5 protein-coding genes and 1 pseudogene are annotated in these 23,812 nt (G+C 74.3%); 2 read left to right on the top strand and 4 right to left on the bottom strand.

The features are described from left to right. Positions 1–497 precede the first annotated feature (497 nt). Together FB454_RS30540 and FB454_RS30545 are read left to right on the top strand one after the other, a co-directional pair. Positions 498–3,353, top strand: a complete 2,856-nt coding sequence (locus FB454_RS30540) for an AAA family ATPase (protein WP_013477266.1) — start codon at positions 498–500, stop codon at positions 3,351–3,353. Between the two features lie 513 nt (positions 3,354–3,866). After that, positions 3,867–6,689 carry a helix-turn-helix transcriptional regulator gene (locus tag FB454_RS30545; protein WP_030268713.1) on the top strand — a complete coding sequence of 941 codons (2,823 nt, stop codon included), beginning with the start codon at positions 3,867–3,869 and terminating at the stop codon, positions 6,687–6,689. A 121-nt stretch (positions 6,690–6,810) separates the two neighbouring features. Here FB454_RS30545 and FB454_RS30550 read toward each other — a convergent pair whose 3' ends face one another. The 4 genes and pseudogenes from FB454_RS30550 to FB454_RS30565 form a co-directional block, all read right to left on the bottom strand. Continuing rightward, complete coding sequence (locus FB454_RS30550; protein ID WP_013285643.1) at positions 6,811–7,650, bottom strand: ABC transporter permease; 840 nt, start codon at positions 7,648–7,650, stop codon at positions 6,811–6,813. Further along, complete coding sequence (locus FB454_RS30555; protein WP_013285642.1) at positions 7,647–8,699, bottom strand: ABC transporter ATP-binding protein; 1,053 nt, start codon at positions 8,697–8,699, stop codon at positions 7,647–7,649. Before FB454_RS30555 ends, FB454_RS30550 begins: the two co-directional genes overlap by 4 nt. 87 nt (positions 8,700–8,786) lie before the next feature. Continuing rightward, a pseudogene (locus tag FB454_RS30560) lies at positions 8,787–14,267 on the bottom strand (type I polyketide synthase); the annotation flags it as partial. A 25-nt stretch (positions 14,268–14,292) separates the two neighbouring features. Further along, positions 14,293–23,790 carry a type I polyketide synthase gene (locus tag FB454_RS30565; RefSeq protein ID WP_145824001.1) on the bottom strand — a complete coding sequence of 3,166 codons (9,498 nt, stop codon included), beginning with the start codon at positions 23,788–23,790 and terminating at the stop codon, positions 14,293–14,295. Positions 23,791–23,812 lie beyond the last annotated feature (22 nt).

Below are 23,812 nucleotides of genomic sequence, written 5' to 3' on the forward strand. Positions count from 1 at the left end.
CGGGCGGCTTCGAACACCTCGGCGAGAGCGACCGGCAACGCCCGGACGCCGGATTAGCACGGAAAAGCCCATTCGCCAATCAGCAGGCGGGCCGAATAAGCGGAACCATCGGCTCATGGGAGCGCTCTGTCACGGTACGGGACCAGCCGGCGACTTTCCGTCGCCACCCCCGGTCCGGGTCACCCGAGACAAGTAACCCATGTTTGCTCATCCTTTACACAACTCGGCTTGCCGCCCAATTGCCCAACTGCCATACTCCCACCATCAAGGAGGTCGATAGGAAGTGTCGACCCCGCGAGAGCTGGGAATTATCGCCGACGCACACGGGAACACGGCTCGCAGCAGCCAACCGGTCAAGTCGGTCGATGGCGCACCGGCAAAGCTCGACACCCGTCGATACTTGCCGATAATGGAATGGGTCAAGAATTGCCGGTCTCCAATTTGGTCGAGCTGTCGGGCCGCACCGGGCACGCGGCCCTCCCCCGGAGGGGGCGGTGATGGAGCTGACCGAGCGTTCAAGCCAGCTCGGCCTGCTGGAGCGCCGACTCGCAGACCTGCTCCGCGGCGGCACCTCGCCGACCGACCGGCCGGTGACCGTGCTGACCGGCCCGGTCGGCTCCGGCAAGACCGCGCTCTCACAGACCTTCGCCCGGCGCGCCTGCGACGCCGGAGCACGGGTCATCGGCGCGAGCGCCTCCCGCGCGGAGCGCAGCGTACCGCTGGAGGTCGTCCGGCAGCTCGTCCGCGCGGTGCCGTCGTGCGCCGCGGACGCCCCCGACATCCGGGCCCGCCTCGCCCGGCTGCTGGACGCGGGCGCCCTCGCATGGAGCGACGCCGATCCGGCGGACGCGGAGAACGCCCGGCTCACCGCCGCCATCGGGCGCGCCCTGCTCGAACTGACCTCGCGGGGGCCGCTGGTCATCGTGGTGGACGACATCCACCACGCGGACGTGCCGTCGCTGCGCTGTCTCGATTACGTGGCCCGGCGGCTCTCCGGCCTGCCCGTGCTGATGGTCCTGACGGAGGCGCCACGCACCCGGCCGTGGCAGGCGGACGTGCACGCCGAGATGCTGCAACCGGCGAAGCTGCACCGCATCCGCCTGCCGCTGCTCACCGCCGAGGGGACGTTCCAGCTGCTCGCCCAGCGGCTCGACATCCCGCTCGCCCGCAGCATCGCCGAGGAGAGCCACCGGATCAGCGGCGGGAATCCGCTCCTGGTGCATGCGCTCGCCGATGACCAGGCAGCCGCGCCACGGTCCGCCGACGCCCCGGCGGTCGGCGAGTCGTTCCGGGAGGCCGTGCTGAGCTGCCTGTACCGCTGCGACCGCCTGGTGCTCAACGCCGCCCGGGTGCTCGCCGTGACCGGCGAGCCGCTGCACGGCAGCCTGCTGCCGCATCTCGTCGACGCCCGGTTGCACCCCGCGCTGGGCGCTGTCGACAAGTCGACCAGCGCGGGGCTGATCGATGAACAGGGGTTGCGCCATCCGGCGGTGACCCAGGCCGTGATCGACGGGATGACCGCCGAGGAACGCGTACGGCTGCATCTGGGAGCAGCCCGCCTGCTGCACGACGACGGCGCGCCCCCGGCCCGGATCGCGCCGCACCTGGTGGACATCGGCGAGCTGGCCGAACCCTGGATGGCGCAGACCCTGCTGGACGCCGGCGAGCAGGCGCTGCTCGACGGCGAGGTGGAGACCGCCCTACGGTACCTGCGCCGGGCGCACCGCAGTGGCGTCGGCGAGTGTCTGCGGGCGCGGATCCGCTCCGCGCTGGCGCGCGCCGAGTGGCGACTCGACCCGCAGGCCACGATCCCCCACCTGGTCAGCGTCGCCACCGCCATCCGGGCCGGGCACCTCGGCAGCCAACAGGCCGCCGGCCCCATCCAGTACCTCCTCTGGCACGGTGAGATCGACAAGGCCGTCGACCTGGTCAGGCACCTGAGCGAGCGGTCGGATCCCGCCGATCCGCAGTCCGCGGCCGAGCTGCTCGTCATCACCGGCTGGATCTCGACGCTCTATCCCGGGGTCATGGTCGACCGGCCCGCGCCCGCCGTGGCCGCGCGGGATCCGCTCACGCTGGCCCGGGTCAAGCACGGGCTCAGCGGAGTCATCCTGCTGTCCGGCGTGCTGGCCCGGGGTGACGCGGGCGTGGTCGAGGCGGCCGAGCGGACACTGTCGACCACCGGGCCGGACGACGAACCGCACATGTGGAGGGTCATCTGCGCCCTCATCGCCATGATCTACGCCGACCGGCTCGACCTGGCCGACGACTGGTGCGACCGGCTGGACCGCCACCTCGCCACCCCACACCACCCCACCCCCTCGGCTACGCTCACCGCCCTGCGGGCCGCCGTCGCCGGCCGGCTCGGCGACCTCCCCCGCGCCGGCAAGCTGGCCGACGAGGCACTGGGGCAGCTCTCGCCGAAAGGCTGGGGGGTGGTGATCGGGATACCTCTCGCCGTCCGGATACGGGCCCTGACCTTCATGGACCAGCTCGACACGGCGGCCGCCTGCCTTCAGGTGCCGGTGCCGCCGGCGATCTTCGAGACCCCGCTCGGGCTGCACTACCTGCACGCCCGCGGGACGCACGCCCTCGCCGCGGGAAGCCCCGAGGCCGCGCTGGCCGACTTCCAGCTCTGCGGGCAGCTGATGCAGCGGTGGCGGCTGGACTTCTCGGGCCTGGTGCCGTGGCGCACCGAGTCGGCTCGGGCACTGCTCCGGATGGGCCGCCGTCAGCAGGCGCGCAAGCTGGTGCGCGACGAGTTGGCCCGGCTGCGGCCCGTCCATGTCCGGTACCGGGCCGCGGCCCTGCGGGTTCTGGCCGCGACCGAGGAGGGACAGGAACGGATCCCGCACCTGCGCAGCGCCGTACGGCTGCTGCGGCAGTGCGGCGACCGGATGGAACTGGCGCACAACCTTGCCGACCTCGGTCACGCCTACGAGCAGGCCGGCGACCGGCGGCAGGCCCGCGCCGCGACCCGGTCGGCCCGGGCTCTCGCAGAGGAGTGCGGCATCCCGACGTTGTGGCCCAGCGCCCTGTCCACCAGAGACGGTGCCACCGGCGGCCGGGCGGGTGCGGCGGTCGTGGTCCAGGGCCTGACGGACACCGAATCCAGGATGGCCACCCTGGCCGCCCAGGGTCACACCAATCGTGAGATCGCCGAGAAGCTCTTCCTGACGGTCAGCGCGATCGAACAGCGAATGACGCGCATCTACCGGAAGCTGGACGTCAACTCGCGCAGCGAACTCGCCGGACGGCTGCGGTTCGACCGCCCCGGTACGACGGTGCTGGATCCGCTGACGCGGGGCACGGACCCCCCGGGCGGCCGTCCGTCCGGCCCTCGGCCGCGCTGATCCCGATCGGGCTTACGCACGGAACAGCCACCGGGTGTCACGCGACCGTCGCCCTCGCCGGCCGTCGCGAAGAGTCTGCTCACCACCACTGTGGGTACCACCAGGCGTGCGCCGGGAGTCGCGGTGTGGCACCATCAAGCCGTACGCCCCGACACCGGCCGCTCACCGGCGTGTCGCCTCCCCCGGGCCGATCGGCTCCAACACCCCTCACCCCGAGTCGCGCAACCCCTAAATGCCTTCTGGGGCCGCAGGTTTGGGTGCGAAACGATGGGGTCTCACGCCCGTTGTCGCACCATCATGCCGGTGCCAGACTCGCCTCGACACGCGGACCGTACGGCAAGAAGACCGGTCCGACGAAGGATTTCAGGTCCACCCGGCGTGGCCGCCCGGCGCGCTCCACCCCTACCCGTCGAGACGCGGGCGGAGGGGCGGCTGTCTCCGGCAGGGGTGGCGGTGTCGGGCCGCACCGGCGTTTCCAGGCCCGCGCCGCGTACAAGGAGGGCTTACGCGCAGGTGTTGGTTCAGCAAGAGGAACAGATCACCCGTCTGCGGCGCGTGTTCCACGCGTGCGAGGAGCAGCAGCGCGGACACGTCGCGCTGGTCACCGGTGCCGTGGGCAGCGGCAAGACCAGCCTGCTGGAGTCGTTCGGCGAGTGGACGGCCGGCTCCCGCGGGCAGGTGATGAGCGCGACCGGCTCGCGGGCGGAGCGCGGTCTCCACCTGGGAGTCGTCGGGCAGCTGTTCCACAGTGCACGACTCGCCCCGGAGACCGCCGCCCACGTCGAGAAGCTGCTGCGCGACGCCACCTCCGCGGTGCCGTTGCCCGAAGTCGGCGGCGAGGCGTCCGACGGAGACCGGGCCTGGGCACCCCTGCTGCACGGCCTCTTCACCACCCTGATCGACCTGACTGCCAACGGGCCCCTGGTCCTCCTCGTCGACGACGTGCACCACGCGGACCCGGCCTCGCTGCACTGCCTTCTCTACGTGACCCGGCGGCTGCGCCACGCCCGGATCATGGTCGTGTTCGCGGAGGCGTCGACGCTGCGCCCGCCGCACCCGCTGTTCCGCGCCGAGCTGCTCAGCCAGCCGCACTTCTCCCGGATCGGCCTGCCACCGCTGACCGTCGACGCCGTCGCCCGGCTGGTCGAGGGCGCCGTCGACGACGCCGACACCCGCGCGACCGCGGAACACTACGTCCGGATGACCGGAGGCAATCCGCTGCTCACCCGGGCGCTGCTCGACGAACGGGCCGGTGGCGAGGGCAGCGACCACGACGTTCCGTCCGTCGGTGACGCGTTCGACCAGGCCGTGCTCGGGTGCCTCTACCGCCACGAGCCCGGGGTACGCCGGGTGGCCCAGGCGCTCGCCGTGCTCGACCGGCCCGCGTCGACCGAACTGCTCGGCCACCTCCTCGACGTGATGCCCGCGACCACGGTCCCGGCGGTACGGGTGTTGCGTACCTCGGGCCTGATGGAGTGCGACCAGCTACGCCACTCGCGCATCCTGCGCTCGATCCTGGCTGACATGTCGGCCGACGAGCGGCGCAGCCTGCACCAGCGGGCCGCCGAGGTGCTGCACGACCGCGGCGCCGAGGCGAGCGTGGTCGCCGAGCACCTCGTTGCCGCCGGTGCGGCGGTGACCGGCTGGAGGGTGCCGGTGCTCCAGGACGCCGCCGGTCACGCGCTCTCGTCGGGCCGGCCCGACGTGGCGACAGCCTGCCTGCGGCTGCTCGCCCGCGCGCCGGTGGACGAGCAGCAACGCACCGCCACCACCGAGATGCTGGTGAATGCCCGCTGGCAGATCAACCCGTTGACGGTGAACGGGCAGCTGACGGAGCTGGTGCAGACGGCGCGGGCCGCCGGCTGGTCCACCGATGCGAGCCTCTCCGCCGTGCCGTACCTGCTCTGGCAGGGCCGCATCGATGAGGCTGCCGAGGCCGTCAGCGGCTTCTCGGCGGACGAGGAGCAGGGCCCGGCCGCCCCGCCCGGCCGCCTGCGGATCATGCAGCTTCTGATCTCCCTCTCCCACCCGGACCACCTGGCGAACGTGCGGCAGACCCCGGCCACCTGGAGCCGCGCGGCCGGCGCCCCGACCACCGTCAGCCCGCTCCTGCAGGCGGTCACGGTGCTCGGCGCCGCGCTGACGCCGACCGCCGACAACGACACGGTGACGACCGCCGAGCAGATCCTGCAGCGCCACCACACGGACGACGGCGCCCTCGGCCTGCTGACCGCGCCCCTGCTGGCGCTGCTCTGGGCCGGCCGGTCGGACCGGGCCGCGGTCTGGGGCGACGTGCTGCTCGACCGGCCGGTGGCTCAGCACGCGCCGGGCTGGCGGGCCGTGATCCGGGCGATCCGGGCGGAGGCGGCCCTGCGCGTCGGCGATCTGCCCGGTGCCGAGCACCACGCCCGTGCGGCCCTGGAAGACATGCCCGCCCCCGCCTGGGGTGTGGCGATCGCCGGACCGCTGTCCACCCTGATCGCGTCCGCGACGGAGTCGGGCCGGTTCGCCGAGGCCGACCGGTGGCTGGCCCACCCGACCCCGCCCGGCATGTTCCGCACCCCGTTGGGCCTGCACTACCTGGCCGCACGCGGCCGGCACCACCTGGCCGTACGCCGGCCGCACGCCGCCACCACCGACCTGCGGCGCTGCGGCGAGCTGATGCGTACGTGGGGGATCGACGCGGCCGGACTGGTGCCGTGGCGGCTGGAGCTGGCCCGGGTGCAGCTCAGCGTCGGCAACAAGACGCAGGCGATGCAGCTCCTGCAGGAGCAGTTGCGGGTGCCGCACGGGGTCGACGACCGGACCCGGGGCCGTACGCTGCGCCTGCTCGCCACCACCGCCGCCCAGGACCACCGGCGCAAGCTGCTCTCCGAGGCGGTCAACCTGCTCCAGTCCAGCGGCGACCGGTTGGAGCTCGTCCGCGCCCTCGGCGACACCGGTCAGACACTCCAGCGCGCCGGAGACTCCGCCCGCGCCCGGCTGCTCGTCCGCCGCGCCTACCAGCTCGCGCAGGACTGCGGGGCGTCGGTGCTGGCTCAGCGGCTGATCCGCCGGGAGCCGGGCAGCGGACTGCCGGCGTACCCGGCCGCCGCCGAGCTCCAGGAACCGGACGACGGGCTGAGTGACGCCGAGCGGCGCGTCGCCGCGCTGGCCGCACAGGGCCACACCAACCGCCAGATCTCCAGCCGGCTCTTCATCACGGTGAGCACTGTCGAGCAGCACCTGACCCGGGTCTACCGCAAGCTCGACGTGAAGCGCCGGACCGACCTCCCGTCCCGGCTCGTCATGTACGCCGAGACACTGGCCGACGAGACACAGAGCGCCACGTCCTGACGGCTGTCGCAGGGGCGCGGTGGAACCGCCCCCTGCGACAGCCACCGCGACCGGCGACGACGCAGCGAGGGCCCGAACCGCAGAAGCGGTTCGGGCCCTCGGCGGACGCATCCCGGGCCGGTCAGTCCATGGCGCGGCGCATGAAGCCACGCATGCCGATCGCCGAGAACGCCACGAAGACCCCGGTGAGGACACACATGCACAGCCAGAGCGGCAGCGACTCGACCCCCGGCGGGCCGACGAGCGACCGGGTCGCCTCGCTGATGTAGGTCAGCGGGTTCAGCGAACAGATCACCTGATACCAGCGCAGCGAGTCCAGGCCGAGCAGCGGGAACTGGGTGGCACCGGTGAACATGATCGGGGTCATCACCACTGTGAACATGATCTGGATGTGCTGCGTGGGCACCAGGGTGCCGAAGGCGAGACCGACCGCCGCGCCGACCAGCGCGCCGATCGCCAACACCCCGACCACCTTGAGCACCACCGCCCAGGGCCAGGTGACACCGAGCATGAGCATGCCGACCGGGATCAGCACCACGCCGGCGATCAGGCCGCGGATGCCGCCGAAGACGATCTTCTCCAGGGCCACCAGCGGAATCGCCATGGGCGACAGGAGGCGGTCCTCGATCTCCCGGGTGAAGGAGAAGTCCATCATCATCGGCAGCGCGGTGTTCTCCAGGCCGATCAGGAAGGCGTTCAGCGCGATGACGCCGGGCAGCAGCACGTTGGAGAAGTCGTCGCTGGCGTAGCCCAGGTCGCTGAGCACCTTGCCGAAGATCAGCAGCATGAACAGCGGCTGGATGAAGACCTGGAGCAGGAAGCCGACCAGCTCCCGGCCGGTGACGAACAGGTCCCGCGAGAGCACCGCCCGAAACGTGGCGAACTGGTCCAGCGCGCGCACCGGCGGCGGCGACGAGGCCGGCGACGGCGCGGACGGGGGGGCGGGGGCGGCGACGCTCACCGAAGTTCCCTTCCGGTCAGGTGGATGAAGACATCTTCCAGGCTGGGCTGGCCGATGTTCAGGTCACGGACCTCGCAGCCCAGGTCGGCGAGGATCTTCATCGCCATCGGGATGGCGTTGGCCGGCTGGCCGCTGGTGTAGACCCGGAAGGAGAGCGGGGCATCCGGGTCGGCGGGGGCGTCGGGGGCCGGCGCGGGCATCGGCATCGCCGGCATGCCCGGGAACGCCGGCGCGGCGACGGGCGCCGGGGCGGTCACCTTGAAGTGTTCCACCTGCTCCACGTCCGGGATCGCGTCGAGCGCGGCCCGCACCTGCTCGGCGGGGGCGCCGGGGGTCACCACGAGGGTCAGGGTGCTGCTGCCCGGCAGCGTACGGGTCAGCGCGGACGGGGTGTCCAGGGTGAGCAGCTTGCCGTGGTCGACGATGCCGACCCGGTCGCAGAGCTTCTCCGCCTCGTCCATGTCGTGCGTGGTGACCACCACGGTCACCCCGGACCGCTTCAGCTCGGCGACCCGGTCGTGCACGAAGAGCCGGGACTGCGGGTCGAGGCCCGCGGACGGCTCGTCGAGGAAGAGCACCCGGGGCGAGTGCATCAGCGCGCGGGCGATCATCGTGCGCTGGGCGAGGCCGCCGGACAGGAAGTCGGTGCGGTGGTTCGCGAAGTCCTTGAGCCCCATCTGGTCCAGCAACTCGTCCGCCCGCCGGATGCGCTGCGCCCGGGGCACCCGGTGGTAGGCCGCGTGGAACAGCAGGTTCTGCCGGACGGTCAGCGCCCGGTCCAGGTTCACCCGCTGCGGTACGACCGCCAGCAACTGCCGGGCGACGGCGGGCGAGCCGATCACGTCGGCGCCGCACACCTGGGCCCGGCCCGAGGTGGCCCGCACCCGTGTGGTCAGCACCCCGATCGTCGTCGTCTTGCCCGCACCGTTCGGCCCGAGCAGGCCGAAGACCTCACCGGCGGCGACGGAGAAACTCAGCCCGTCCACCGCCGGTGGCATGTTGGGCTGGTACCGCTTGACCAGCTCCGTGACCACCACTGCCTCGTCCACGTCGTCATGCTCCGTCCTGGAACGTCGGTCCGATAGATGTATGTGCGCCGATAGGGGGCGCTAGGGGCACGCCAGGGGCGGAACCGGTCACAGGCCCCGCGCGACCAGCCAGCGCTGGACCGTGCCGGCGAGTTCCGGACCCCGGTCGGCGACCATGCTGAAGTGGTCGCCGGCCGCGTCGACGGCCTCGTGCGGGTAGGGCCAGCGCGACCGCCAGCCGTCCGGTTCGCCGTCCCACTCCCCCAGCGGCTCGGTGGCCCGCACCAGCAGGGTCGCCGCCGCCGTCTCGGTCGGCTGCCAGTCCAGGAACAGCGGCAGGTAGCCCGCCCACGCCGTCGTCCGCCAGTCGTCCATCGGCGTGTACGCGGTGTCCCGGTCGATCATCCCGTCGAGAAGCTGCGGCACCCACCCGCCGAGCACCTCGCTGTCGGCCGGGTAGGTGTCCATGAGCACTACCGCGTCCGGCGGGCGGCCCTGGCGTTCCAGCTCCCCGGCGAGCAGGTTGGCCACCATCGCACCACCGGAGTGACCGGCCAGCACGAACGGGCCGGCGCCGACGGTACGCAGAACCGTGTCGGCGTGCACCCGCAGCAGCGCGTCGAGGTCGGCGGGAAGCTCCTCGCCCGCGCCGAACCCGGGGTTGGGCAGGGCCCACACGTCACGTACGCCCCGGAAGCCGGCGGCCAGCCGGGCGTACTCGTGCGCGCCGGACAGCAACGACATCGTGCAGCAGCACACCAACTGCGCCCGGGCGCCGCCCTCGGCCAGCCGGAGGATACCGGCCGGGCGGGTGAGCTGCGCCGGCTCGCGGAAGCTGGGGCGGAACTGGGCGAGCTTGACCAGCAGTTCGGCATACCCGGCCGGGTCCTCGCGCGCCTTCGGCTGGTTGAACAACCCGCCGAGCAGTCCGCCGCCGGCACCATTCCCGGCAGGTCCACCGGCGTCGTCCGCGCCGTCCCCGGCCGCCTCCGCGCCGAGGAGCTGGCCGATCAGGTGAACGGCCAGCGCCGTAGGCGTGGGGTGGTCGAAGAGCAGGGTCGTCGACAGCTCCGCCCCGGTCTCCTGGCGCAGCGCGTCGCGCAGCTCCAATGCGGTCAGCGAGTCGAAGCCGAGTTCCAGGAAGTCCCGGTCGGCCTCGACCGCGTTGGGCGAGGCGTGCCCGAGGACGGTGGCCACCCGCGCCCGGACCAGGTCCAGCAGGATCCGGTGCCGGTCGCCGGCCGGGACGCCGGCCAGCCGCTCGCGCAGCGCGCGAGCGGGATCGGTCGCCGCGGCATCGCCGGCCTCCGGCTCGGCACCGGCCGTCGCCTCGGGCACGCCGCGCAGCAGCGCGCTGGGCCGTACGGCGGTGAAGGCCGGCACGAACGCGGGCCAGCCGAGGTCGGCGACGGCCAGTTGGTCGTCGCCGCGGACCAGGGCCTGCCCCAACGCGGCCAGGGCCACGTCGGCGGGCAGCGGCCGGACCCCCCGGCGGCGCAGCTGCGCCGCATCGGTGACCTCGTCCGCCCAGGGCACCCACGCGACGACGGTGGCCGGGCGGCCAACGGCACGCCAGCCGGCGGCCAGCGCCTCCAGCCCGGCGCCCACGGCGGCGGCGACCGCCGCTCCCCCGCTGCCCCAGACGGCGGCCGTCGAGGTGAAGACGACGAACTCGTCGATCGGTAGGCCGGCGCAGGCCCGCCCGAGCAGTTCCACCGCGGTGGTACGGGCGGCCACGGCGTCGGCCAGGTCGTGCGGATCCAGCACCCCCACCGGGTCGCCGGCCCCGTCGGAGTCGGCGACGTGCAGGACGGTACGGATCTCGCTGCCGGTGGCGGCCAGCCGGTCAAGCGCCTCGGGCAGCCCGTCCAGGTCGTCGACGGCGGTGACGGTGACGTCCGGGCCGAGCGGGTCGGCGTCCGCCACCGGCCCCACGAGGACGAGGTGCGACGCGCCCCGCTCGGCGAGCCAGCGCAGCAGGTGTGGGGTACGCACCTGCGCGGAACCGTGCACCAGGACCGCGCCGCGGGGCCGCCAGTCCGTATCGGTGGCGCCGGCCGGGGCCCGGTGGAGCCGCCGGGCGTACACCCCGCCGGCGCGTACCGCCACCTGGTCCTCGTCGCCGCCGGACGCGACGACCCGGGCGAGCGCGGCGAGCGCGACGTCGTCCGGCTCCGCCGGCAGGTCGACCAGCCCGCCCCACGAGCGCGGCTGCTCCAGCGCCAGCACCCGGCCCAGCCCCCAGACGTACGCCCCGGCCACGCCGGGAGCGGCGTCGTGCGCGTCGACGGTCACCGCGCCCCGGGTCACGGTCCACATCGGCGTACCGTTCCCCGCAGCGGCGAGGGCCCGCACGAGCGCGGCTGTCCCGGCGAGCGCGCCGGTCCCCGTGCCGGCCGCCCGTTCCTCCGCCGCCAGCAGCGAGACCACGACCGACCAGGTGCCGTCGGCGAGCAAGGCCCGGGCCACGGCGTCCAGGTCGTCGCCCACGGTGACCAGCGTCGGGTCCAGGCCCTCGGCGCGCAGCACGGTGAGCACCGCGGTGGCGTCGGTGCCTGCCCCGGCCACCAGCAGGCATCGACCGGCCGACGTGGTAGGGGCTGACAGGTCGACGCGTTCCCAGTCGGCGCGGTAGCGCAGCCCGTCCAGTTCCGATCCGCGACGCCGCCGGTCCCGGTAGGAGGCGAGGGCTGGCAGCAAGTCGGCGAGCGCGTCCTGCCGGTCGGCGGGCAGGCCGAGCGCGGCGGCCAGCTCGGCGGGTCGTCCCTGCGCCACGGCCGCCCAGAACTCCTCGTCTTCGCCGGTCGCGGCGGGCGGGACGAGATCCACGGTGGGCGGGTCCGGCCAGAAGCGCTCGCGGTGGAAGGCGTAGGTGGGCAGTTCGACGCGCGCGGCGTCGCTGCCGTCGAAGGGAGCCGCCCAGTCGACTCCGGCACCGCGCAGGTCGACCGCGGCCAGCGCGGCGAGCAGCGTGGTCGCCTCCGGCTGGTCCCGGCGGGCGAGCGGCACGAAGGCCGCCGGTTCCATGTCGGGCAGGCACTCCCGGGCCAGCACGGTCAGGGCGCCGTCGGGGCCGAGTTCCACGAAGGTTCCGACGCCGCCGGCGGCGAGGGTGGCGACGCCGGCATGGAAGCGGACGGTGTCCCGGACGTGGTCGACCCAGTAGCCCGGGTCCGTGGCCTGGGCGGCGGTGAGCGGCTCGCCGGTGCGGTCGGAGACGATCGGAAGGTTCGGCGGGTGCCAGGCGACCTTCTCCGCGACGATCCGGAAGTCGGCCAGCATGGCGTCCATCCGGGCGGAGTGGAAGGCGTGGCTGACCCGCAGCCGACGGGACCGCCGGTCCTCGGCAGACAGCCGCCGCCCCGCCGCGAACACGGCCTCCTCGTCGCCGGAGAGCACCACCGACCGGGGGCCGTTCACGGCGGCCAGGGACACCCGCTCGTCGAGCAGCGGGACCACCTCCGCCTCGGACGCCTGTACCGCCAGCATCGCCCCGCCGGGCGGCAACTGCTGCATGAGCCGGGCCCGGGCGGCCACCAGCGTCGCCGCGTCGGCCAGCGACAGCACCCCGGCGACGTGCGCCGCGGCCAGCTCGCCGACCGAGTGGCCGAGCAGGAACTGCGGGCGTAGCCCCCAGGCGGTGACCAGCCGGTATGCGGCGACCTCGTAGGCGAACAGCGCCGGCTGGGTGAACTCGGTACGGTCCAGCAGATCCGCGTCGGGCGAGTCGGCCCCGGCGAAGACCACCTCCCGCAGCGGCCGGCTCAAGTGCCGGTTCAGCTCCCCGGCCACCTCGTCGAAGGCGGCGGCGAAGACCGGGAACCGGCGGCACAGCTCGGCGCCCATGCCGAGCCGCTGGGCACCCTGCCCGGTGAAGAGGAACGCGACCTTGCCGGCCCGGCGGGCCACGCCGCGCACCACGCCGGGGGTGTCGCGCTCCTCGGCGACCGCGTGCAGGCCGGCCCGCAGCTCGTCGCGGTCCCCGCCGATCACCGCTGCCCGGTACGGCAGGGCCGCCCGGGTGGTGACCAGCGAGTACGCCACGTCGGCGGCGGTCAGGTCGGGGTGATCGGCCAGATGCGCCAGCAGCCGCCGCGCCTGCCCGGCCAGGGCCGGCGCGGAGCGGGCCGAGACGATCCACGGTGCCGGCGGGGCGGGCGTACCGGCCGGCCGGACGTCGTCGGTGTCCGTCGCGACGGCCTGCTCGATGACGACGTGTGCGTTGGTGCCGCTGATCCCGAACGCGGAGACCCCGGCCCGGCGTGGCTGCCCGGTCTCCGGCCAGGGCTGCGTGCCGGTCAGCAGGGACACCGCCCCGGCCGACCAGTCGACGTGCGGGGTGGGCTCGTCCACGTGCAACGTGGGCGGCAGCACCCCGTGCCGCATCGCCAGCACCATCTTCATCACCCCGGCCACACCCGCCGCCGCCTGCGTGTGCCCGATGTTCGACTTGATCGAGCCGAGCCAGAGCGGCCGGTCCGCGGACCGACCCTGCCCATACGTGGCGATCAGGGCCTGCGCCTCGATCGGATCACCCAAAGTGGTACCCGTGCCATGCGCCTCGACCACGTCCACCTGGTCGGCACTCAGCCCCGCGTTCGCGAGAGCCTGCCGGATCACCCGGCGCTGCGACGGGCCGTTCGGGGCGGTCAGCCCGCTGCTCGCGCCGTCCTGGTTGACGGCACTGCCGCGCAGCACGGCGAGGACCGGATGGCCGTTGCGGCGGGCGTCGGAGAGCCGCTCGACGAGCAGCATGCCGGCCCCCTCGGACCAGCCGGTGCCGTCGGCGGCGGCGGCGAACGACTTGCACCGGCCGTCGGTGGACAGGCCCCGCTGCCGGGAGAACTCCACGAAGACGGTCGGGGTGGCCATCACCGACACCCCGCCGACCAGCGCCATCGTGCATTCGCCCAGCCGCAGCGCCTGGCAGGCGAGGTGCAGCGCGACCAGCGACGAGCTGCACGCGGTGTCCACGGTGACCGCCGGCCCCTCCAGCCCGAGGGCGTACGAGATCCGGCCGCTCGCCACGGCTGCGGCGCTGCCGGTGCCGAGGTAGCCCTCGACGCCGCCGGTGACCCCGGTGAGCAGAGCCGCGTAGTCACCCTGACTGCTGGTGGCCGCGTAGACGCCGGTCGGCGCGCCGCGCAGCCGGGTGGGGTCGATGCCGGCCCGCTCGAACGCCTCCCAGGCGGTCTCCAGCAGCAGCCGCTGCTGCGGGTCCATGGCGAGTGCCTCGCGGGGGCTGATGCCGAAGAACGCCGGGTCGAAGTCCCCGGCGGAGTAGAGGAACCCGCCCTCGCGCACGTACGACGTGCCCCGGCTGTCGGGGTCGGGGTCCGGGTCGTAGAGCGCGCCCAGGTTCCAGCCCCGGTCGTCCGGGAACGCCGACATCGCGTCGCTGCCGGCGGCCACCAGGTCCCAGAGCTGCTCGGGTGACCTGACACCGCCAGGGAACCGGCAGCTCATGCCGATGATCGCCACCGGTTCGCTGAGCGCGGCGGTGAGCTGCTGGTTCTGCTGCTTGAGCTTCTGGTTGTCGAGCAGGGACGCACGCAGCGCGCCGACGACCTCGTCCAGGGAAACAGTCATCGGGCGCTCCTCAGGGCCGGCCGGGTCACGAGTCGGAGCCTTCCAGGGCCATCCGGACCAGGCCGGCGACGTCGAGTTCGCGGATCTGGGTCTCGGGTGCGGGCGACGTGACCGGGACGGCGGGCGCCACGGCCGGCGTGCCGGCACTCGTACGGGCCAGCTGGAGCAGCTGGTCGAGCAGGCCCGCCTGCCGCAGCTCGTCGAGCGGGATCGCGGCGAGGGCCCGGCGCACCGACTCCTCGTCGCCGCCGTCGCCGCCGTCGCCCTCGCCGTCAGCGAAGAGCTGCTCGTACAGGTGGCCGGCCAGGCCGTCCGGGGTGGGGTAGTCGAAGACGACGGTGGTGGGCAGGTCGTGCCCGGTCGCCGCGGTGAGCAGGTTGCGCAGTTCCACGGCCGTGAGCGAGTCGAAGCCGAGGTCCAGGAAGCCCCGGTCGGTCTCGATCGCGTCGGCGGAGGGGTGGCCGAGCACCTTCGCCGCGTCGACCCGCACCATCTCCAGCAGTGCGGCCCGCCGCTCGTCGTCGGGCAGCGCCCGCAGCCCGGCGAGCAGATCCCGGGAGCCGGGCGCGACCGCGTCCGGCGCCTCGGCGGGGGTGGCGGCCAGTCCGCGTACGGCCGGCAGGTCGGCCAGCAGCGGACTGGGCCGCAGCGAGGTGAACAGCGGCTGGAAGGTGGCCCAGTCGACATCGGCGACTGTGACGCAGCTGTCGCCGGCCGCCAGGGCGTGCCGCAGCCCGGCCATCGCCACACCGGGTGGCATCACCTGCAGGCCACGGCGACGCAGCTGCTCCGCCGCACCCTCGGTGTACATGCCCGACTCGGTCCACGGTCCCCAGGCGATGGAGGTGGCCGCCAGGCCCCGGCCGCGTCGCCGCTCGGCGAGCGCGTCCAGGTAGGCGTTACCGGCCGCGTACGCGCCCTGTCCGCCGCTGCCCCACACCGCCGAGATGGACGAGAAGAGCACGAACACGTCCAGTTCGGCGTCGCCGAGCAGCTCGTCGAGGTGTTCGGCGCCGCTGACCTTCGGGGCGATGACGTACGCCAGGTCCTCCAGGGTGGTGTCGGCCAGCGGCACCACCTCGCTGACCCCCGCGGCGTGCACCACCGCGCGCAGCGGCGGCCCCTCCCGCCGGAGATCGGCCAGGAGGTCGGCCACGGCGGCGCGGTCGGCGGCGTCGCAGCGGACCACCCGGCAGTCCACGCCGAGCCCGGCCAGCTCGGAGAGCAGCTCGGCGGCGCCCGGGGTGTCGGTCCCCCGCCGGCTGGTCAGCACCACCCGTTGCGCGCCCTCGGCGGCCACCCAGCGGGCCACGTGCCCACCGAGCGCGCCGGCGCCTCCGGTGATCAGCACCGTGCCCCGGGGCTGCCACGGCGTGAGCTCCCCGTCGGTGGTGGCCGGTACGAGCCGCCGCACCAGCACCCCGGACTCGCGGACTGCGAGCTGGTCCTCCACGCCGCCGCCGGTGAGGATGCCGCCGAGACGCATCGCCGTCCACGGCTCCAGGTCGGTGGGCAGGTCGACCAGCCCGGCCCAGCGGGCGGGCTGCTCCAGCGCGGCCACCCGGCCCAGGCCCCACAGCATCGCCTGCCGCGCGTTGGCCGGGGCGTCGCCGTCGCCGAGGCCGACGGCGCCCTGGGTGACGCACCAGAGCCGGACCGAGGCGTCGAGGTCGACGAGCTGCTGGAGCAGGTGCACGGTCGCGGCGAGGCCGCGCGGCAGCGCCGGGTGCTCGGCGTGCGGGGCGTCGTCCAGGCCGAGGAAGGACAGGATCGACAGTGGCCCGTCGCCCGCGCCGAGCGCCTCGGTGAGCACGTCGGCGAACCCGCCGCACAGCTCCTCGGAGTCGGCGGCGGTGTCCACGGGCACGATGCTCACCTCGGCGCCCAGGGCCCAGGTGCAGGAGTGCAGGTCGGGGTCGTCCGCCCGGTCGGCGGGCAGCAGCACCAGCCACCGGCCGGGGTCCTGCTCCTGCGGGGTCTCCGCGATGGGCTCCCAGACCACCCGGTAACGGGTGCCGTCGACCAGGGCCTGCTCCCGGCCGCGCCGGCGCCACGCCGACAGGGCGGGCAGCACGGTGCCGAACGGCTGGTCGCGGTGCACGTCGAGGTCGCGGGCCAGCGACTCGAGGTCCTCGGCCTCGACCGCGGCCCAGAAGCGGCGCTCGACCTCGGTGGCCTCGTCGGCGGCCACGAGGGCGGCCCAGGGCGGCGGCTCCGGCCAGTAGCGCTGCCGGTCGAACGCGTAGGTGGGCAGCTCGACCCGCTGGGCGCCGGTGCCGGCGTAGAGGACGGACCAGTCCGGGGAGACGCCGTGGGTGTGCAGCGCGGCGAGCGCGCGCAGCAGGGTGGTCGGCTCGGCGCGGTCCCGGCGCAGGGCGGGCACCACCAGTGGGGCCCGGCCGCCGGCCGGGGCCTCGGCCAGGACGGCCTGGGCGAGGGCGGTGAGCACCCCGTCCGGGCCGATCTCGACGTAGCCGGTGACGTTGCGCTCGCGCAGTGCCACGACGGCGTCGGCGAAGCGCACCGCCTCGCGGGCGTGGCGCACCCAGTAGTCGGGCGTGCCGATCTCCGCCGCGTCGACCGGCGCGCCGGTGACGGTGGAGACCATCGGGATGCTCGGAGCCGCGTACCGCAGCCGTCCGGCGACGGCGGCGAGGTCGTCGAGCACCGGATTCATCAGCGGACTGTGGAACGCGTGGCTGACCGTCAGGCGCCGGACCCGGACGCCCCGGCCGGCCCACTCGGAGGCCAGTTCCTCGACGGCGTCGCCGGCCCCGGACACCACGACGGCGGAGGGGCCGTTGACGGCGGCGACGGAGACCCGGTCGGCCCGCTCGCCGAGCGTGGCGGTCACCTCGGCCTCGGTGGCGGCGACGGCGAGCATCGCCCCGCCGGCCGGTAGCGCCTGCATCAGCCGGCCCCGGGCGGCGACCAGCTCGGCGGCGTCGGCCAGGGAGAGCACGCCTGCGGCGTGGGCGGCGGCGATCTCGCCGATCGAGTGCCCGGCGACGGCGTCGGGACGGACCCCCCACGCCTCGAACAGCCGGAACAGCGCCACCTCCACGGCGAACAACGCCGGCTGGGTGAATTCGGTGCGGTCCAGCGCCTCGGCCTCGGGCGTGTCGGGCTCGGCGAAGAGCAGTGGCTTGAGCGGGCGGGGCAGGTGCGCTTCGAGGGCGGCGCAGGCCTCGTCCAGGGCGGCGGCGAAGACGGGGAACGCCTCGGCCAGCTCGCGACCCATCCCGGCCCGCTGGGCGCCCTGCCCCGAGAACAGGTACGCCACCTTCGGCCGGGGCACCGCCACGCCGGTGACCACCAGCGGCGCGTCCTTGCCGGTGCCGAGGGCGCGCAGCCCGGCATCCAGCGCGATCCGGTCGGTGGCCAGCACGACGGCCCGGTGCTCCAGGGCGGCCCGGGCGACGGCCGACGACCAGCCGACGTCGACCGTACGTGGCGCCTCCAGCCCGGTGAGCTGCTCGGACCAGCGCTGCGCCTGGGCGGCCAGCGCGGACGCCGAACGGCCCGACAGCAGCACCGGCACCACCGGCAGCCGCGCCGGGTCACCCGTCGGCTGCTCGGCTTCGACCGGCTCCGGGGCCTGCTCCAGGATGGTGTGCGCGTTGGTGCCGCTGATGCCGAACGAGGAGACGGCGGCGCGGCGCGGGTGGTCGGTGACCGGCCAGGGGCGGCCCTCGCCGAGCAGCTCGACCGCGCCGACGCTCCAGTCCACCTGGTCGGTCGGCTCGTCGACGTGCAGGGTCTGCGGCAGGTAGCCGTGCCGCAGCGCCAGCACCATCTTGATGATCCCGGCGACACCGGCGGCGGCCTGGGTGTGACCGATGTTCGACTTGATCGAGCCGAGCCAGAGCGGCTGCTCGGCGGGCCGCTCCCGGCCGTACGTGGCGAGCAGGGCCTGCGCCTCGATCGGGTCGCCGAGCTTCGTGCCGGTGCCGTGCGCCTCGACGGCGTCCACGTCGGCCGGGGCGAGGCCGGCGTTGGCGAGCGCCTGCCGGATCACCCGCTGCTGCGACGGCCCGTTCGGGGCGGTGAGGCCGTTGGAAGCGCCGTCCTGATTGACGGCGCTGCCCCGGATGACCGCGAGCACCGGGTGACCGTTGCGGCGGGCGTCGGAGAGCCGCTCGACGAGCAGCAGGCCGAGGCCCTCGCCCCAGCCGGTGCCGTCGGCGGCGGAGGCGAACGCCTTGACCCGGCTGTCCGGGGCGAGGCCCCGCTGCCGGCTGAAGCCGACGAACACCCCGGGGGTGGACATGACGGTGACGCCGCCGACCAGGGCGAGGGAGCACTCCGAGCGGCGCAGCGCCTGGCAGGCCCAGTGCAGCGCGACCAGCGACGACGAGCAGGCGGTGTCCACCGAGACGGCGGGCCCCTCCAGCCCGAGGGTGTACGACACCCGGCCCGAGAGGACGCTGCCGGCATTGCCGGTCATCAGGTGCCCCTCGGCGCCCTCGGCGCTGAACATCAGGTTGCGGTAGTCCTGGTAGTTGGTGCCGACGAAGACGCCGGTGGCGCTGCCGCGCAGCGTGTGCGGGTCGATCCCGGCCCGCTCGATCGCCTCCCAGGACGCCTCCAGCAGCAGTCGCTGCTGCGGGTCCATGGCGAGGGCCTCGCGGGGGCTGATGCCGAAGAAGCCGGCGTCGAAGTCGGTGGCGCCGGTGACGAAGCCACCCTCCCGGGCGTAGCTGGTGCCCTCCTTGTCCGGGTCGGAGTCGAAGAGCCGGTCCAGGTCCCAGCCCCGGTCGGTGGGGAACTCCCCGATGGCGTCGCCGCCGGAGGCGAGGAGCTGCCACAGCTGCTCCGGGGTGTCCGCCCCACCCGGCAGGCGGCAGCTCATCGCCACGATGGCGATCGGGTCGTCGTCCTCGGCCGCGGTGGCCGGGGCGGGGGTGGACACGTCGGGCACGATCCCGGTGAGCAGTTCGCCGAGGTGCGCGGCGAGCACCGTCGGGTTCGGATAGTCGAAGGCGAGCGTCGCGGGCAGCCGCAGGTCGGTGGCGGCGGCCAAGAAGTTGCGCATGTCGACTGCCGTCAGCGAATCCAGGCCGAGGTCGCGGAAGGGCTGGGTGGCCGGGATGTCGTCGGCGGCCCCGTAGCCGAGGGCCGTCGCCGCGCACTGCCGCACCAGCTCCAGCAGTGTCGCGGCGCGCTCCCCCGGCGCGAGCGCGGCGAGCCGCCGGGCGAGGGCCGACGGTACGTCCGTCTCCTCCTCGGCGGCCTCCTGCCCGGCCGGCTGCGTCGCCTCCTGGGCCTCGGCGAGGTCGCCGATCAGCGGGCTGGGCCGCACCAGGGTGAACGCGGGGGCGAAACGGGCCCAGTCGATGTCGGCGACGACTGTGGTGGGCTCGTCGCGGCGCAGCGCCCGGGCAAGGGCCTCGACGGCCAGTTCCGGGTCCATGCCGATCATGCCGCCCCGGCGCAGCCGCTCCTGGGCGCGCTCGTTCTCGGCGGGCAGGCCGGCCCCGCGCCAGGCACCCCAGGCCACCGAGAGGGCGGGCAGTCCCTCGGCCCGGCGCCGCTCGGCGAGGGCGTCGAGGAAGGCGTTGGCCGCCCCGTACGCGCCCTGCCCGGCGTTGCCGGTGGTGCCGGCCACCGAGGAGAAGAGCACGAAGGCGTCCAGGTCGAGGTCGCGGGTCAACTCGTCCAGGTGCAGCGCGGCGACGCACTTCGACGCGGCGACTGTGTGCAGGCGCTGCGCGGTGACGGTGTCGACGATGCCGTCGTCGAGGACGGCGGCGGTGTGCAGCACGGCGCTCAGCGGGGCGTCGGCGGGGACGGCGGCGAGCAGATCGGCCACCTGTGCCCGGTCGGCGACGTCGCAGCGGGCCACTGTGACCCGTACGCCGAGGTCGGTCAGCTCCGCCTCCAGCTCGGCGGCGCCCGGGGCGTCCGGGCCGCGCCGGCTGGCCAGCAGGACGTGCGCGGCGCCGGAGCGGCCCGCCCAGCGGGCCAGATGCCCGCCCAGTCCGCCGGTGCCACCGGTGATCAACACGGTGCCGCGCATCCGCCAGGTGTCGTCCGCGTCGCCGGAGGCGGCCGGCTCGGGTTCGGTGATCCGGGTGAGGCGGCGGACGAAGACGCCGGAGGCGCGGACGGCGAGCTGGTCCTCGCCCCGACCGGACTGCTCCGCGCCGTCGTCGCCGAAGGCGTCTTCGCCACCGCTGGCGCCGAGCGCCGCGCAGAGCAGCGCGCCGGCCTGCGCGTCGAGCACGTCGGGCAGGTCGAGCAGGCCGCCCCAGCGGGCGGGGTGTTCCAGGGCGACGGCGCGGCCGAGCCCCCAGACGGAGGCGGCGGCGGGGCGTGGCGCCGGGTCGTCGGCGCAGGCCACGACGGCTCCCCGGGTGGCGCACCACAGCGGCGCCTCGACGCCGAGCAGCCCGAGCGCCTGCACCAGCAGGGCGGTGCCCGAGACGGCCAGCGAGGTGGCCGGGTGCTCCGGGTGCGCCCGCTCGTCCAGGCCCAGCAGCGAGAGCACGGCGACGGGTCCGCCGGGGCCGGCGAGCGCGGCGCTGAGCCGCTCGGCCAGCGCCGCCGGATCGCCGGTGGCGTCCAGCTCCACCGGGACGACGTCCGCGCCGAAGTTGCCGAGGGCCGACAGCACGTCGGTGACCAGCGGGTCGTCTTCCAGCGCCGCGGGCACCGGCACGAGCCAGGTGCCGGCGAGCCAGGTCAGCGGCAGGTCGGGCAGGGCTCGCCAGGTGACCCGGTAGCGCCAGCGGTCGATGTCCGGGGCGGCGTCGGCCGCGGCGAGGAAGAGCGGCGGCGCGGGCCAGTACCGGTGGTGGTCGAAGGCGTAGGTGGGCAGGTCGACGGTCGCCGCGGCCGGGAGCACCTTCGTCAGGTCGACGGGCAGGCCGACGGTGTACGCGGTGGCCAGGTTGGTCAGCAACCGGGTCACGTCGTCGTCACCACGACGCAGACTACCGATGGTGTGCCCACTCACACCGGCGTCGTCAAGAATCGCAGTCACCGGCATCGCCAGCACCGGATGCGGACTGATCTCGACGAACGTGGTGTACCCGGCGGCCACAGCCGTCCGCACGGCCGCGTCGAAGAGCACGGTCTGCCGCAGATTGTCGTACCAGTAGTCAGCGGTCATCACCGCCGGGTCGACCCAGTCCCCGGTGAGAGTGGACACGAGCCGGGTGTGGCCGGCCCGCGGACTGACACCGGCCAGATCCGCGCGAAGCTGCTCGGCGACCTCCTGCACCGCGGGTGAATGCGACGCGTAGTCCACCGGGATCAACCGGGCACGGACACCCTCGGCCCGGCACGCCTGCACAAGGCCGGCGACACGCTCCGGCGGACCGGACACCACGACGGTGGACGGACCGTTGACCGCCGCGACCCCGACACCCGCAAACGCGGGCAGCCGCTCGGCCACCGCGTCGACCGGCAGGTCCACCGACGCCATCGTCCCCGTACCACGCAGCACGGCCAGAGCACGCGAACGCAGCGCCACCGTCCTCGCCGCATCCTCCAGACTCAGAATGCCCGCCACACACGCCGCACCGATCTCACCCTGCGAATGGCCGATCACCACCTCCGGCACCACACCCGCCGCGCGCCACACAGCCGCCAGAGCGACACCGACGGCCCACAGCACCGGCTGCACGACCTCGACCCGCTCCAGCCACGACTCGTCCTCACCCGTGAGCACCGACACGAGATCCACATCGAGATACGGCGCCAAAGCCCGCCGGCACTCGGCCAAACACTCGTCGAACACCGGCACACGACCCACCAGGCCCGCCGCCATCCGCACCGACTGCGCACCCTGACCCGGAAACACGAAAACCGGACCCGCACCCGGACCCGACGCCGCCCCCGCGACCACATTCCCCGCCGGCTCACCGGCAGCGAAAGCGTCCAGCCCAGCGAGCAACCCCTCAGCCGACGACCCGACGACGACCACCCGATGATCGAACGCCGACCGGGTGGTCGCCAACGACCACCCCACCGCCACCGGATCGACCTCACCCCGCTCACGCACGTGCCCCGCGAGCCGGACAACCTGCCCAGCCAACGCAGCCCTCGACCGCGCCGACACCGGCCAGACAACCACATCCGAAGCGACCAGACCGGACCCGGACACGGACTCGACAACACCCGACTCGACCGGCTCGGTCGGCTGCTCGATGATCACGTGGGCGTTGGTGCCGGAGATGCCGAACGAGGAGACGGCGCCCCGGCGTACCCGGCCCGTCTCGGGCCACGGGCGTGCCTCCGTGGCCAGTTCCACCGCGCCGGCCGCCCAGTCGACGTGCGGAGACGGCGCGTCGACGTGCAGCGTCGCCGGCACGAGGCCGTGCCGGATGGCGAGCACCAGCTTGATCACGCCGGCCACGCCCGCGGCGGCCTGGGCATGGCCGATGTTCGACTTCACCGAGCCGAGCAGCAGTGGCGGGGCCTCGCCACGGTCCTGCCCGTACGTGGCGATGAGCGCCTGCGCCTCGATCGGGTCGCCCAGCTTGGTGCCGGTGCCGTGCGCCTCCACGACGTCGACGTCGGCGGTGGAGAGCCGGGCGGAGGTGAGGGCCTGGCTGATGACCCGCTGCTGCGCCGGCCCGTTGGGCGCGGTCAGCCCGTTCGACGCGCCGTCCTGGTTGACGGCCGTGCCGCGTACCACCGCCAGGACACGGTGGCCGTTGCGGCGGGCGTCCGACAGCCGCTCGACCAGCAGCCAGCCGACCCCCTCGGAGAACCCGGCGCCGTCGGCGGCGGCGGCGAACGACCGGCACCGCCCGTCGGTGGAGAGTGCGCGCTGCCGGCTGGATCCGATGTAGAGGCCCGGAGTGGCCATCACCGTCACCCCGCCGGCCAGCGCCAGGTCGCACTCCCTCGCCCGCAGCGCCTGCACGGCGAGGTGCAGCGCCACCAGAGACGACGAGCAGGCCGTGTCGATGGAGACGGCCGGTCCTTCGAGCCCGAGGGCGTACGACACCCGGCCCGACGCGACGGCCGCCGCGCCCCCGGTCATCGAGTGCCCCTCGTCGCCGTCGGGCGACATCATCAGCAGGGTGCCGTAGTCCTGCCCGTTGGTGCCGACGAACACCCCGGTCCGGCTGCCGCGCAGCGAGGCGGGATCGATGCCGGCGGCCTCTACCGCCTCCCAGGAGGTCTCCAGCAGCAGCCGCTGCTGGGGGTCCATGGTCAGCGCCTCGCGGGGCGAGATGCCGAAGAAGGCGGAGTCGAAGTCGCCGGCCCCGTCGACGAACCCGCCCTCCCGGGCGTACGAGGTGCCCGGGTGGTCGGGGTCGGGGTGGTAGAGGCGCTCCAGATCCCAGCCCCGGTCGTCGGGGAAGGGCGCGACGGCGTCCCGGCCCTCCCGCAACAGCTCCCACAGGTCGTCGGGGTTGCGCACCCCGCCCGGCAACCGGCAGCTCATCGCCACGATCGCCACCGGCTCCAGTTCCTGGGACTGGGCCTCGCTGAGTCGGCGGCGGGTGTCGTGGAGATCAGCCATGACCCGCTTGAGGTAATCGCGGAGCTTGTCTTCATTGGCCATCGGAGTGCCGCTTCCTCGAAAG

It is taken from the genome of Micromonospora sp. CNZ297, from assembly GCF_007827625.1.